This is a genomic window from Vibrio sp. 10N.286.49.C3, from assembly GCF_041469545.1.
Taxonomy (GTDB): domain Bacteria; phylum Pseudomonadota; class Gammaproteobacteria; order Enterobacterales; family Vibrionaceae; genus Vibrio; species Vibrio tasmaniensis_A.
Map to the genome: position 1 here is coordinate 90,834 of NZ_JBFRKT010000003.1, position 14,205 is coordinate 105,038.

Consider the following 14,205-nt stretch of genomic DNA (forward strand, 5'->3'; position numbering starts at 1 on the left):
GCTTTATTCGCATTTACTTTGTTAATAAATAATTAATTTCACATCCAAAATTAAATATCTAAATAGAAACTTTGCATACTTCCAAGCTAAGTACATTCTTATCAATAAAACTATTATGCATATAATCCCTAACAATTTTGATTCTAGGCAGGCTCATCAAAAAAGCGTGCATAAAGTTCCCTAACAGCTAACTATTTAGAATGTAATCGTCATGACTAAAAGTGCATAAAGTTTGTTAAAACCCTTAATTTTAAAGGGCTGCGGGATAAAAAACGATTTGTGATAGAGCTCTAAGAATACCTGACTAGCAGGCGTAATATTAATTCCAGACAAGAGATATGAATAAAAAATTCATTATTCTCCACTGAAAATAAATAATTACTCTTAGCGATAAAAGTAATTCAAATATATAAGAGAGAGACGATCATGAGTAAGTTCTATGTAGGTTCTGAAATAGGTCAATTGCGCCGCGTTCTAGTTCACCGCCCAAGACGCGCACTGACTCACCTAACACCCTCTAACTGTCACGATTTACTATTTGATGACGTACTGGCTGTTGAGCGCGCAGGTAAAGAGCATGACGCATTTACTAAAACGCTACGTGATCAGGGTGTTGAAGTTCTTCTTCTTACTGACCTACTAGCAGACACACTAGCAGTGCCAGAAGCGAAAGACTGGCTACTAAGCTGCCAGGTATCTGATTACCGTTTGGGTAAAACATTCGCCAATGACGTGCGCTGCTACTTGGGCGACTTACCAAACTTAGAGCTAGCAAAAATCCTAACGGGCGGTCTGTCTTACGCTGAAATGCCAATGAAATCATCTTCAATGATGCAAGGCATGCACGCCCCAACTGACTTCATTATCGAACCTCTACCAAACCACCTATTTACTCGTGACACATCTTGCTGGGTATACGGTGGCGTATCTATCAACCCGATGGCGAAACCTGCTCGTCAACGTGAAACAAACCACGTTCGCGCTATTTACCGCTGGCACCCAACATTCGCAGGCGAAGACTTCATTAAATACTTCGGTGATGAAGAAAACATCAACTACGACAACTCAACAATCGAAGGTGGTGACGTTCTTGTTCTCGGCCGTGGCGCGGTTCTTATCGGTATGTCTGAGCGTACAACAGCACAAGGTGTTGAACACTTAGCGTCTAGCCTATTCAAACACGGTCAAGCGACACAAGTTATCGCAATGCAGCTACCAAAACACCGTTCTTGCATGCACTTAGACACCGTGATGACTCACATGAACGAAGATACGTTCTCTGTTTACCCTGAAGTGGTAAGTAAAGACGTGCAGTGCTGGAACCTAACTGGCGATGAGTCAGGCGCAGTGAAAGTGAAGGAAGAAGGCTACTTCGTAACAGCTATCGAAAAAGCACTTGGCGTAGACAAGCTAAACCTAATCACAACGGGTGGCGACAACTTCCATGCAGAACGTGAACAGTGGAACGATGCAAACAACGTTCTAACGGTTAAACCTGGCGTCGTTATTGGCTACGAAGGCAACACATACACCAACGAAAAATACGACAAAGCAGGCATCACGGTTCTTCCGATTCCAGGAGACGAACTTGGTCGCGGTCGCGGTGGTGCACGCTGCATGAGCTGCCCAATTGAGCGTGATGGTATCTAATCACTAAGACGAAACGGCCAAGTTGAACGATCTTAAATAATCTCAACTTGGCCAAAATGAGAGAACACAATTATGACTAAGCAAACTGTTGTTGTTGCACTCGGCGGTAATGCCCTACTTCGTCGCGGTGAGCCGTTAGAAGCCGATGTTCAACGCCGTAATATTGAAACGGCTGTTAAAACCATCTCTGAAATCGCGAAAGTGTACAACGTGGTTCTAGTGCACGGTAATGGTCCACAAGTTGGCTTACTTGCTCTGCAAGGTTTGGAGTACAAAAAAGTAAACCCGTATCCATTGGATGTATTGGGCAGTGAGACTCAAGGCATGATCGGCTACATGCTAATGCAAGAGTTCAAAAACTACCTGCCTGACCGCAACATCTCATGCATGTTGACGCAAATGACCGTTGATCCAAACGATCCTGCATTCGCAGATCCAACTAAGCCAATTGGCCCGATCTACGAAGAAGCAGAAGCACGTGAGTTAGCGGAGAAATTCCACTGGATCGTCAAACCAGACGGGCAACATTTCCGTCGAGTAGTGCCAAGCCCACGCCCTACTGGCATTGTTGAACACGAAGCGATCACTCAACTTATCGATGCAGGTCACCTCGTAATTTGCACTGGCGGTGGTGGCATCCCAGTGAAAAAAGAAAATGGCAAATTAGTCGGCGTTGAAGCGGTTATCGACAAAGACATGTCAGCGGCTTTCTTGGCGAAACAATTGGATGCGGATGCACTACTTATTCTGACCGATGCTGACGCTGTTTATCTTGATTGGGGCAAACCGACTCAACACGCACTGCGCAGTACTACACCAAGTGAATTGGCGAAGTTTACATTTGATGCAGGCTCAATGGGGCCAAAAATTGAAGCATCGTGCGAGTTCATTCAGCAAGGCGGCAAAGTAGTGGGTATCGGCGCACTCGAAGATGGTTTGCAAATCCTGCAAGGCCAAGCGGGCACCAATATCACCAAAGGTTAATGCACTAGCGAGCTTTATCATCTTGAAAAACTTAAAGCTTGAGAAGCTTAAGTCTTGAAAGCTTTTAAATCTTGCGAAAACAGAATCAAACGAAACAAACAAAACCGAACAACTTTAACTAAAAATTGAATCGCGCTTTCTTGAATTTTATTTCCCTGTAACAAGGAAGCGCCTAAATCTAAGAAGGAATACATCATGGCTTTTAACCTACGCAATCGTAACTTCCTAAAACTACTAGATTTCACTCCACGCGAAATTCAACACTTGTTAGATCTTTCTATGGAGCTAAAAAAAGCGAAGTACAACGGTTACGAACAGCCAACACTGACTGGCAAAAACATTGCGCTTATCTTTGAAAAAACCTCAACTCGTACTCGCTGTGCATTCGAAGTAGCAGCATTCGACCAAGGTGCTCGAGTTTCTTACTTAGGCCCATCTGGCTCTCAAATTGGCCACAAAGAATCAATGAAAGACACCGCTCGCGTTCTAGGCCGTATGTACGATGGCATCGAATACCGCGGCTTTGGTCAAGAAATCGTTGAAGAGCTAGGCGCTTACGCTGGCGTTCCTGTATGGAATGGCCTGACTGACGAATTCCACCCAACACAAATCCTAGCTGACTTCCTAACTATGACGGAATACGGCCGTGGCAAGCAACTGCATGAAATCAAGTTTGCTTACCTAGGTGATGCTCGCAATAACATGGGTAACTCTCTAATGGTTGGCGCTGCGAAAATGGGCATGGACATTCGCCTTGTTGCTCCAAAACAATTCTGGCCAGAAGAAGAGCTATTAGCTCAATGTCGTGAAATCGCAGAACACACTGGCGGCAAAATCACGCTAACAGAAGATGTTCAAGAAGGCGTGCAAGGTTGTGACTTCCTATATACCGACGTTTGGGTATCAATGGGCGAAGCGAAAGAAGCATGGGCTGAGCGTATCAACCTAATGATGCCTTACCAAGTCAACATGGACATGATCAAAGCAACAGGCAACCCACATGTGAAATTCATGCACTGCCTACCTGCTTTCCACGGCGAAGATACAACTGTCGGCAAACAGCTTGCTGCTGAATATCCGCAGCTTAAAGATGGCGTAGAAGTGACGGATGAAGTGGTTGAGTCTGAATACTCTATCGTGTTCGATGAAGCAGAAAACCGCATGCACACCATCAAAGCAGTAATGGTTGCGACATTAGGCAGCTAATTACCTAAGAAACTAAACAGTTAAGACTTTAAAAATTAAGAAGCTAGGCACTCACTTGTTCGAAATACGTTGATAAGTTAAGTGCAATGACAGGGAAATGCGGGTGGCGTTCTTGGGATTTTGACCTTGAATAAAACTCGCATTTTTTTTCATGCGATTGAAGAGATAATTTCCTGGAAAACCCTGTAAGTCTTAGCCCCAACAAAGACTTAAATGGGAGTTCAAAATGGACGTAATCTCGCATAAAAATCCATTAAATGAATACTTTACAGAAAGTATTGCATGGCCTTTTTATCTGAGTATAATCCTCCGCAATTTGTCTTAAGAGAGCAAAAAATGAACCGCAATTTTTTCGCACATGATTGTCAGCCAATACGCCTTAGAACGGCGTTGGTGTCATTTTTATTTTGCTCTATTGATCATTTCGAAGCCTCCTATTTTTAGGGGGCTTTTTTTTGTCCGCAATTTGACTGTATGCATAGAAAAAGGAAGACCCGTTATGGCGCATTCGTTATTTAACAAGCACATCATCTCCATTCCAGAGCTATCTCGTGATGAACTGGAGCTTATCGTCGATACTGCAGCAAGACTCAAAGCAGAACCAAACCCTGAGCTGCTGAAAAATAAAGTCGTTGCGAGCTGCTTCTTTGAGCCTTCAACTCGAACTCGCCTCTCATTTGAAACCGCAGTTCAACGCCTTGGCGGCACAGTCATCGGCTTTGATAATGGCGGCAACACATCGCTGGCGAAAAAAGGCGAAACACTTGCCGATTCCGTTCAAGTTATTTCATCTTACGTGGATGCCTTTGTGATGCGTCACCCACAAGAAGGCGCAGCACGTTTGGCCTCTGAATTTTCTAACGGTGTGCCAATTGTGAATGGTGGCGACGGTGCAAACCAACACCCAACGCAAACCTTATTGGATCTGTTCTCGATTTACGAAACGCAAGGCACGCTCGATAACCTCAATGTGGCTTTCGTCGGCGACCTAAAATATGGCCGTACCGTACACTCTTTGACGCAAGCACTATCAAAATTCAATAACGTGCGTTTCTTCTTTATCGCGCCAGAAGTGTTAGCGATGCCTGATTACATCTGTGAAGAATTGGAAGAGATGGGCATCCAATACAGCACCCACAGCAGCATTGAAGAAGTGGTGCCTGAATTGGACGTCCTGTACATGACTCGCGTACAGAAAGAGCGCTTTGATGCGTCAGAATACGCGCACATGAAGTCGGCTTACATTCTAACGGCCGATACCTTGAAAGATGCACGCCAGAACATGAAGGTGCTTCACCCATTACCACGCGTCGATGAAATCACAACCGACGTAGATAAAACGCCACACGCTTATTACTTTGAACAAGCTGAAAACGGTGTATACGCTCGCGAAGCCCTATTGGCCCTAGTTCTTAACGACACTTTATAAGCAGGAGAAACAGTCATGGTTAAACAAACTCAGCTACAAGTAGAAGCGATCCGTAACGGCAGCGTGATTGACCACATCCCTGCTCATCTTGGTATCAAAATCCTTAAACTGTTTAAGCTACACAAAACAGAACAACGCATCACCATGGGATTGAATCTGCCATCATCTGCGCTTGGTCATAAAGATCTGATCAAGATTGAGAACATCTTTCTGACCAAGGAACAAGCCAACCAATTGGCTCTGTATGCGCCGCAAGCGACGGTAAATCAGATTGAAGAGTACAAGGTGGTTAATAAGCTAACATTAGTACTGCCAGACCAAATCAACAGTGTGTTCTCTTGCCCGAATAGCAACTGTATTTCGCACGGTGAACCCGTTGAAAGTAGCTTTAAAGTGCAGCTAAAACACGAAAACGTCCAACTAAAATGTCACTATTGTGAAAAAGTATTCTCCCGCGAGATCATGAGTGAAATCCGCTAGCCCTTAGCGCTCTTACCTTCGTAAAAGAAACCGCTCAAACTACATGGATATTTATTCCTAACCCGGAATAAATATCCACTTACCTAAAGAATAAAACTCCACAAAAAAAGCAAATAACCAGAATTTTTTTTGGTGATCACCTTCAAAAAGATAACTATTCTTTAGTGGTAGACTGGATGAATAGAAGATCATACATCACGCATACCCTTCCTATTTATTTCGGGATTCATCGGTAAGCCCTAATTAACAATCGTACTCTACGGCTTTGGGAGTGCGTTCTGCGCTATGGACAAGCGATATCAACACGTTGACCTTAAGGAGTTGTTCATGAACCAAATCACTGAGCACGATTGCTTGTATTCAGCTGAAGATAAAACACTGACCGCAGCGTGCAAACGCTTACTACAACAGCAAAGCTTCTCGACCCAGAACCAGCTGCGAGAGAAACTCGTCGACATTGGTTATACAGGCATTAGCCAGTCGACTGTGTCTCGTATTTTGTCACAACTCGGTGTTGTCAAAATCCAGAATGCCTGTGGTAAAAAGGTTTACTGCATCACGGTTGAAAGCGCGCCTGTGCGTGTCGATGCGTCAATCTCATCACAAATCGAATTAATTACTCACAACCAAGCGATGGTGATCGTAAAAACAAACCCTGGTTGCGCACAGTTGGTCGCAAGATTAGTCGATATCGACCCACATACCGAGATTATCGGTACGGTTGGCGGCAATGACACCGTGCTAATTATTCCGAAAGACACCACGAATATAGATGCTTGCGAACAAGTAGTAAGAGCACGCTTAGGAGTGGCTTAAATGTCTTATTGGCAAAAGCTGACAACTCATGTTGAGCGACTGACACTCTCTCGACTGCCCCAGAAAATAGCCCACCCGCCTTAGGGGATATTTGTTTACCGATGAAACTAATCACAAACTATTACGGTCTGATTGAGTTAAGATACCTTCAACTCCATTTTGATGACTAAATAGTATGCGACGACTTGCCACATTACTTTTTGTTTGTGTTTCCCTGTTCACCCAGCCTGCGTGGGCGCTTTTTGGAAACGACAACGCCGAGCCAAGCTTCGGAGGCAATAACAACGGTTTTGTCCCTGTAGACCAAGCTTTCCCTTTCAATTACTACCAGCAAGACGGCAAGGTCCTTCTCGACTGGCAAGTAAAAGAGGGCTACTACCTCTATCAACATAGCCTCTCGTTCACTGGCCAAAATCTCACTATCGGCAATGTTGAAATGGAAAATGGCCAACCACACCAAGATGAATTCTTCGGTGAGGTGAGCATCTATACTCAGCCGTTATTCGTGCAAGTTCCTCTACAGAGTTACCAAAATGGCTCACAGCTGATCGTTAAGTATCAAGGCTGTGCAGATGCTGGTTTCTGTTACCCACCAGAGATCCGAGTAATCGACATTGAACCGTTTACTGCGACGAGTTCTGGGGATATGAAAAGCAGTGATGTGCAAAACAGTGGTGCTTTACAAGGTTCTTCTGATGCTGCTGGTGAAGCTGACAATTCAGTACAAGCCTCTTCTCCTACCGCTGACGCAGCAAGCAATATCACTCAACAAACCAATGCTCCCGTTTCAAAAGAAGCAGGCTTAGCCGATAAGCTGGGTGACAGTTGGTGGACGCCACTATTATTCTTAGCTCTCGGTGTTGGCTTAGCCTTTACGCCGTGTGTTCTGCCTATGTACCCAATCCTAACCGGTATCGTATTAGGCGGCGGCAAGCTCAGCCAAGGTCGTGCGCTGATGCTGTCCTTCATCTACGTGCAAGGCATGGCGCTGACCTACACCTTATTGGGTTTAGTGGTTGCTTCAGCTGGCATGCAGTTCCAAGCTGCGATGCAACACCCTTACGTATTAATCGCGCTGAGTGTTCTGTTCGTGACGTTGGCGATGTCGATGTTCGGCGTTTATAACCTACAACTGCCAAGCAGTATCCAAACTTGGCTTAATAACCAAAGCAACAAACAACAAGGTGGTAATACCTTGGGCGTGTTCGCAATGGGCGCTATCTCTGGCTTGGTGTGTTCACCTTGTACCACAGCGCCACTGTCAGGCGCGTTATTGTATGTGGCTCAAAGTGGCGACCTATTAACCGGAGCGATCGCTCTGTATGCGTTAGCGATGGGTATGGGTATTCCGCTGATCTTGGTTGCGGTGTTTGGTAATAAGCTACTACCAAAAGCAGGCAGCTGGATGGACAAGGTGAAGATCGTATTCGGCTTTATCTTGCTGGCAGCGCCTATCTTCCTGCTAGAGCGAATTATTCCTGAATTGTGGGCAACGGTACTTTGGTCTGGTCTTGGGTTCATCGCCTTTGGTTGGCTTTACCACAGCAAGAATGCACTGCCATTCGGTGGTTGGAAACAGAGCGCTGTAGGTATCATCGCGATGCTTGGCCTGTTCGCATCAGCTCAACCTGCACTCAATTACTGGTTCGCAGAAAAGAGCGTTGTGGTTGAGCAACAAATCCAATTTGCCCGCGTCAACACGGTTGAAGAGTTAGAAATCCAGCTCATCGAAGCCAAGAAACTCGGCAAACCAGTGATGCTCGATTTCTACGCCGATTGGTGTGTGGCATGTAAAGAGTTTGAGAAGTACACCTTCCACCAAGCAGATGTTGAGAACAAGCTTTCTGATTTCGTCCTGCTTCAGGCTGACGTAACGAGAAACATGCCTCAAGACATTGAACTGCTTAAACAATTGCAGGTACTCGGGTTGCCAACCATAGAGTTCTGGGATGGCGAGGGTAACCATGTTCCAAATGCTCGTGTGACGGGCTTTATGCCTGCCGATGTATTCTTAAAACACATGCAAGACCACCAGCTATAGCGACGACATTCGTCTAAATACAAGCACTAACGAAAGCCGCACTGCCCCTCCGTAACGAGATGGCAGTGCGGCTTTTTTGTTATTCAGAGTAACGCTTTCTTATTCTGGGGATAAAAGTCGATATGGTTCAGACTTTTAATGTATAAATATTGTCCACATACTCAATCAGGATGATAATAAATATTAACTAAATTGTTAAAAGTATGAACGTCATGGACTCGACCTATACCATCATCATTGCTGATGACCACCCTCTCTTTCGCAACGCCCTGTTTCAGTCAGTTCATATGGCTATCAGTGGTGCGAACCTGCTTGAGGCTGATTCCCTCGATGCCTTACTGACTCTGCTAAAAAAAGAAGATGAACCAGACCTGTTGCTTCTCGACCTTAAAATGCCGGGAGCAAACGGGATGTCTGGCCTAATTCAACTGCGTGCTGAATACCCAGATTTACCGATTGTGGTGATCTCAGCCAGCGAGGATGCCAGCGTTGTCACTCAAGTGAAGAGCCATGGTGCCTTTGGCTTCATTCCTAAGTCGAGTGATATGCGTGAATTGGTCAGTGCACTGAATCAAGTGCTGAATGGCGACCCGTTCTTCCCTGAAGGGCTTATCACCAACAATGCAGCCTGTAGCGACCTTGCGGAAAAGCTTTCCACATTGACGCCTCAGCAATACAAGGTGTTAGGGATGCTTTCAGACGGCCTGCTGAACAAGCAAATCGCGTATGAATTGAATGTTTCGGAAGCGACCATCAAGGCACATATGACAGCCATCTTCCGTAAACTGGATGTGAAAAACCGAACTCAAGCAGTTATCTTGCTACAAGAAGTCCACAACTAAGCTTCGCTTATATCCTCTTCTAAAGTCGTCTTTGGTAAACATAAACCCAACCTGACGACTTTATGATCATCTATCTCTGCAACCACCCAAGTAATGTCATGCCACACAAAACTATCGCCTAATACCGGGTGGGCACCAAGCTCTCGCTCAGCCAATTGTTTTAGCGTCATTTCTCGCTCTTCTTCCGAGCCCAGTTCAATACCATAACAATCACTGACCGCTGCAACCGATAGTTCAACATCCAAGAAGAAATCACCAAAGAATCGGGCGGCCTCTTCAGCTAGAGGAGCCTCACTGAATAGCGCACTTAAGCTATCTAGGTCTTTATCTTGACCAAGCACACAGAGAATATCGTTCGCCTCTAACACAGTGCTGCCCGATGGGTGAAGCAAAGCATCTTTTCTAAACAGTGCCGTAATTCGCGTCCCTTCAGGCATAGACAAACGCTTAAGCGGTTCACCAACACACCACTTTTCCTCTTTCAACTTGTAGACAAACATCTCCCACTCACTGGTCGGATAAATCTCCATGCCGGTACGAGAAATTGGGGTTGGTGTGGGTGGTAAGGTCACCTGAGCCAACCTCGCAACTTTCATCAAGCTACCGCCCTGAACAATCAGCGAAACCATAACCACGAAGAAGGCGATGTTGAAGTAAAGTTGGGCATTTGGCAGGCCAGCCATCATCGGAAAAACCGCCAAAATGATCGGCACTGCACCACGTAAACCGACCCAAGAGACAAACCAGCGCTCCTTGGTGGTAAAGCTTCTGAACGGCAGTAAACCCAACCAAACAGACAACGGGCGAGCAAACAAGATCATACCGAAAGCCAATGCTAACGCAGGAAGTGCAATGTCCATCAATGTCGATGGTGTAACCAATAGCCCCAGCACCAAGAACATCACGATCTGGCTTAGCCACGTCATGCCATCAAGAACATTAAGGATAGAGTGTCGAGAGCGAGTTGGACGATTACCAATAAACAGGCCGACTAGGTAAATCGATAAGATGCCACTACCACCAAGCATGTTAGAGAACGCAAACAGAGCCACGCCCCCGCTGAGCACCAGAATCGAGTAAAGGCCATCGGCCAGCTGCACTCGGTTAATTAGACTCCATAGAACCCAACCGCCACCAATACCAACAAGGGTGCCGATACCAAACTGCATCGCGAAGCTTTTGAGTAGGAAGTTCATTCCCATCTCGGCATCTGGGGTGCCCAGTAGCGCAATTAAAGTCACTGTCAGGAAAACAGCCATTGGGTCATTGGTACCGGATTCGATCTCTAGGGTTGAACCAACACGTTCATTGAGGCTCTGCCCTTTCAACAAAGAAAATACCGCAGCGGCATCAGTCGAACCCACAATCGCACCAACTAAGATACCCTGCATCAATGACAGATCGAACAGCCAAGCCGCCATTAAGCCCGTTAGGGTTGCAGTACATGCGACACCTATCGTCGCCAGCGAGAGCGACGGCCAAAAAGCGACCTTGAAGCTCGCGACCTTGGTTCGCATACCACCATCAAGCAGGATCACAGCCAGCGCAAGGTTACTCACCAAGTAGGTCAGCGAGTAATCATTGAAATTAATGCCACCGGGGCCATCTTCGCCCGCCAACATACCAACGAACAAAAAGATTAAAAGAATCGGAACGCCCAATCGAGAGGACACTTGTGAGAAAAGTACACTGATGGCGATGAGTACGGCACCAGTCAAAAATAAGTGATTAATGGTTATTGCGTCCAATTCGTTCCCCCAAAGAATAAAACTCGAGCTTTAAGCCTGTTGATCTTTTGCCACTAGCTTGTTGATCTTCTGCCGTTAAGCAAGTCACGGCCGGTGAAAGTACCGTAGTTACTATAACAAACTTATGTTTCGCTTCGTGTCATAGGCAGGACTAAATACCGTTTCTCAGTCATTTAGTTGTTAAATTTTATGACTCGCACTCTAATTCATCCCTTTTTGTTAGACCTTTGGCTAATTTAACATCATTGCAACATCACGTTTTTCTATGGTTCTGTCTCCTAGCTCCCATATTTCAGTACATTAGCGCTAATAGCGTCCCGACTAAAGTTGCACAGATCCCTTGACTTATCCTTGCTACATTCTAAATCGTAACATTACGTTAACACGGCAATTTCTACAGAAACGGTTTCTACGAAAACGGAATTAAAGGAGAAGGCAATGGCGTTCGAATCTACGGAACATGCTCAAGCCTACTGGAAGGAAAACTTGGGAATAATGGGAACACTGCTCGCAGTCTGGTTTGTGGTGTCTTATGGCGCTGGCATCTTATTTGTGGATGTCCTAAATACCATTCAATTTGGCGGATTTAAGCTAGGTTTTTGGTTCGCTCAGCAAGGTTCAATTTATACCTTCGTGGCGTTGATATTTATTTACGTTGTTCGCATGAATAAGCTGGACAAAAAATACAACGTACAGGAAGACTAGAGGCTAGAACATGGATATTCAAACTTGGACGTTTATTCTCGTCGGTATTACTTTCGCAGTCTATATCGGCATCGCAATCTGGGCTCGCGCTGGAACAACGAGTGAATTCTACGTTGCTGGCGGCGGCGTACACCCAGTAGCAAACGGCATGGCAACAGCCGCTGACTGGATGTCGGCAGCATCATTCATCTCAATGGCAGGTATCATATCATTCGTTGGTTACGACGGTGCGGTTTACCTAATGGGTTGGACAGGTGGTTATGTACTACTTGCGCTATGTTTAGCACCTTACCTACGTAAGTTCGGTCAGTTTACGGTTCCTGATTTCATCGGTGAACGTTACTACTCGAAAACAGCACGTATGGTAGCGGTATTCTGTGCAATCTTCGTATCATTTACGTACGTTGCAGGCCAGATGCGTGGTGTTGGCGTTGTATTCTCTCGTTTCCTAGAAGTTGATATTAACCTAGGCATCATCATTGGTATGGGTATTGTGTTCTTCTACGCAGTGCTTGGTGGCATGAAAGGCATCACTTATACGCAGGTAGCTCAATTCTGTGTCCTCATTTTCGCCTTCCTTGTTCCAGCAATCTTTACCTCAATCATGATGACAGGTAACCCACTTCCACAAGTTGGTATGGGCTCGACTCTATCAGGTACAGATGTATACCTACTTGATAAACTGGATGGACTAACCGAAGAGCTCGGATTTACCGCCTATACCGAAGGTAACAAGAGCATGGTAGATGTATTCTTCATCTGTGCAGCTCTAATGGTCGGTACTGCGGGTCTTCCACACGTAATCATTCGTTTCTTCACGGTACCAAAAGTACGTGATGCTCGTATCTCAGCGGGTTGGGCACTACTGTTCATCTCATTGCTATACACAACAGCGCCAGGCGTTGCAGCCTTCGCTCGTGTAAACATGATCGAAACGATTAACGGCCCAGACATGCAAGGTGTCGCAGCAGCAGAAGCACCAAGCTGGTACAAAAACTGGGAAAGCACTGGCCTAGTTGGTTGGGAAGATAAGAACGGCGATGGCAAAATGTTCTACTCGGGCGATGAACGCAACGAGATGAAGATTAACCGTGACATCATCGTACTGGCCTCTCCAGAACTAGCAAAACTACCAAACTGGGTTGTCGCACTGCTTGCAGCCGGTGGCTTAGCCGCAGCACTATCAACAGCCGCAGGCCTGCTATTGGTCATCTCAACGTCGATTTCACATGACTTGTTGAAGAAAGGCTTTAGACCAAACATGACCGACAAGCAGGAGCTGTTAGCCGCTCGTTTAGCTGCCATGATCGCGATTGTAGGTGCAGGTTACTTGGGTATTAACCCGCCAGGCTTCGTAGCTCAGGTAGTAGCGTTTGCCTTCGGCTTAGCCGCAGCATCCTTCTTCCCTGCCATCATCCTAGGTATCTTCTACAAGAAGATGAACAAGGAAGGCGCAATTGCAGGTATGTTGTCAGGTATTGCCTTCACAGCAAGCTACATCATCTACTTCAAGTTCATTAACCCAGCAGCAAGCACACCGGAAAACTGGTGGTTTGGTATCAGCCCAGAAGGCATCGGTACGCTAGGTATGTGTCTAAACTTCGTAGTATCAATTGCTGTAAACAAAGTAACTGCTGAAGTGCCACAAGATGTACAAGAGATGGTTGAGAACATCCGTTACCCGAAAGGTGCTGGTGAAGCTCACGACCACTAAGCACGACCACGAAACAAAGATGTTTAGCAAAAAATAATCAGTACTTACATTGTAGGGATTAGGTACTGACTCCAGAAAGCCGATACTTATGTATCGGCTTTTTCTTTTCCTACTCACTTTATAAAAAGAGAAACAAAGGGTTGTTTTTAAAATCTCACTTGATAATAATTATCATTAACATTCATTAATGAGATGCAGATGATGAAAGAGCAGCAGGTTCTTTATTCGAGGTTTTACAAAGCACAAGATCGCTTTGCTTCATTAGAGCAAGTTCAAGGCCATGAGCCGTTTGTGATTCGAGACTACATCGAGTGTGCACTAACGCTTTCCGCTTACTATGAAAAGCATGCCGCCCAAGAAAACATCTTGTTGTGCGAGCTGTACCTGCGCCAAGTTTTCTTCCATTTGATAGAAGCGATTGAGTCTCCAGAACGCAGTTTCGCCTTTCGTCATATCTGCCTAGACTCTATTCACTCACCACTATTTTATTTGAAACGCCACTACTGCCAGCAGCCTCAAGGCCAAGCGCGTTTTTTGAATCTCAGCCAAACACTACAACAAGTCCAAGCCCCACTTGGCTAACAAGGATA

General features: G+C 45.6%; 12 protein-coding genes. 11 read left to right on the forward strand and 1 reads right to left on the reverse strand.

Going from position 1 to position 14,205, the window contains the following annotated elements; all coding sequences use genetic code 11:
- Positions 1-426: 426 nt before the first annotated feature.
- The 8 genes from arcA to AB4180_RS01645 all read left to right on the forward strand — a co-directional run bounded on the left by arcA (position 427) and on the right by AB4180_RS01645 (position 9,448).
- Positions 427-1,650 (forward strand): arginine deiminase, encoded by a 1,224-nt coding sequence (gene arcA / locus AB4180_RS01610; RefSeq protein ID WP_009844709.1) that lies wholly within the window; start codon positions 427-429, stop codon positions 1,648-1,650.
- A 72-nt stretch (positions 1,651-1,722) separates the two neighbouring features.
- Positions 1,723-2,634 (forward strand): carbamate kinase, encoded by a 912-nt coding sequence (gene arcC, locus AB4180_RS01615; protein ID WP_009844708.1) that lies wholly within the window; start codon positions 1,723-1,725, stop codon positions 2,632-2,634.
- Between the two features lie 195 nt (positions 2,635-2,829).
- A complete protein-coding gene (locus AB4180_RS01620) occupies positions 2,830-3,840 on the forward strand; it encodes an ornithine carbamoyltransferase (RefSeq protein ID WP_009844707.1) in 1,011 nt (336 codons plus the stop codon).
- 499 nt (positions 3,841-4,339) lie between these two features.
- Positions 4,340-5,269: an aspartate carbamoyltransferase gene (gene pyrB / locus AB4180_RS01625; RefSeq protein ID WP_004729720.1), complete on the forward strand. Its 930-nt coding sequence runs from the start codon at positions 4,340-4,342 to the stop codon at positions 5,267-5,269.
- A gap of 15 nt (positions 5,270-5,284) precedes the next feature.
- Positions 5,285-5,749: an aspartate carbamoyltransferase regulatory subunit gene (pyrI, locus tag AB4180_RS01630; protein WP_102250555.1), complete on the forward strand. Its 465-nt coding sequence runs from the start codon at positions 5,285-5,287 to the stop codon at positions 5,747-5,749.
- A gap of 327 nt (positions 5,750-6,076) precedes the next feature.
- Positions 6,077-6,565 carry an arginine repressor gene (locus tag AB4180_RS01635; RefSeq protein ID WP_102250554.1) on the forward strand — a complete coding sequence of 163 codons (489 nt, stop codon included), beginning with the start codon at positions 6,077-6,079 and terminating at the stop codon, positions 6,563-6,565.
- 175 nt (positions 6,566-6,740) lie between these two features.
- Positions 6,741-8,606, forward strand: coding sequence for a protein-disulfide reductase DsbD (locus tag AB4180_RS01640; RefSeq protein WP_102250553.1), 1,866 nt, complete (start codon positions 6,741-6,743; stop codon positions 8,604-8,606).
- A gap of 212 nt (positions 8,607-8,818) precedes the next feature.
- Complete coding sequence (locus AB4180_RS01645; RefSeq protein ID WP_012604978.1) at positions 8,819-9,448, forward strand: response regulator transcription factor; 630 nt, start codon at positions 8,819-8,821, stop codon at positions 9,446-9,448.
- Here AB4180_RS01645 and AB4180_RS01650 read toward each other — a convergent pair.
- Positions 9,445-11,196, reverse strand: a complete 1,752-nt coding sequence (locus tag AB4180_RS01650; RefSeq protein ID WP_102250552.1) for a potassium/proton antiporter — start codon at positions 11,194-11,196, stop codon at positions 9,445-9,447. The two genes, AB4180_RS01645 and AB4180_RS01650, sit on opposite strands and share 4 nt — an antisense overlap.
- A 438-nt stretch (positions 11,197-11,634) precedes the next feature.
- On the opposite strand from AB4180_RS01650, the gene AB4180_RS01655 reads away from it, so the two are divergent.
- From AB4180_RS01655 to AB4180_RS01665, 3 genes are all read left to right on the forward strand, one after another.
- Entirely contained in the window at positions 11,635-11,901 is a 267-nt protein-coding gene (locus AB4180_RS01655) for a DUF4212 domain-containing protein (RefSeq protein WP_009844701.1), read from the forward strand.
- A gap of 10 nt (positions 11,902-11,911) precedes the next feature.
- Positions 11,912-13,615: a sodium:solute symporter family protein gene (locus AB4180_RS01660; RefSeq protein WP_012604980.1), complete on the forward strand. Its 1,704-nt coding sequence runs from the start codon at positions 11,912-11,914 to the stop codon at positions 13,613-13,615.
- Positions 13,616-13,813: 198 nt separating this feature from the next.
- Entirely contained in the window at positions 13,814-14,197 is a 384-nt protein-coding gene (locus AB4180_RS01665; RefSeq protein ID WP_102250551.1) for a hypothetical protein, read from the forward strand.
- Positions 14,198-14,205: the final 8 nt, after the last annotated feature.

Excerpts from the sequence above, each read along its gene's own strand:
- arcA (WP_009844709.1), top strand. The coding sequence starts at position 427 with ATGAGTAAGTTCTATGTAGGTTCTGAAATAGGTCAATTGCGCCGCGTT.
- arcC (WP_009844708.1), top strand. The coding sequence starts at position 1,723 with ATGACTAAGCAAACTGTTGTTGTTGCACTCGGCGGTAATGCCCTACTT.
- AB4180_RS01620 (WP_009844707.1), top strand. The coding sequence starts at position 2,830 with ATGGCTTTTAACCTACGCAATCGTAACTTCCTAAAACTACTAGATTTC.
- pyrB (WP_004729720.1), top strand. The coding sequence starts at position 4,340 with ATGGCGCATTCGTTATTTAACAAGCACATCATCTCCATTCCAGAGCTA.
- pyrI (WP_102250555.1), top strand. The coding sequence starts at position 5,285 with ATGGTTAAACAAACTCAGCTACAAGTAGAAGCGATCCGTAACGGCAGC.
- AB4180_RS01635 (WP_102250554.1), top strand. The coding sequence starts at position 6,077 with ATGAACCAAATCACTGAGCACGATTGCTTGTATTCAGCTGAAGATAAA.
- AB4180_RS01640 (WP_102250553.1), top strand. The coding sequence starts at position 6,741 with ATGCGACGACTTGCCACATTACTTTTTGTTTGTGTTTCCCTGTTCACC.
- AB4180_RS01645 (WP_012604978.1), top strand. The coding sequence starts at position 8,819 with ATGGACTCGACCTATACCATCATCATTGCTGATGACCACCCTCTCTTT.
- AB4180_RS01655 (WP_009844701.1), top strand. The coding sequence starts at position 11,635 with ATGGCGTTCGAATCTACGGAACATGCTCAAGCCTACTGGAAGGAAAAC.
- AB4180_RS01660 (WP_012604980.1), top strand. The coding sequence starts at position 11,912 with ATGGATATTCAAACTTGGACGTTTATTCTCGTCGGTATTACTTTCGCA.
- AB4180_RS01665 (WP_102250551.1), top strand. The coding sequence starts at position 13,814 with ATGATGAAAGAGCAGCAGGTTCTTTATTCGAGGTTTTACAAAGCACAA.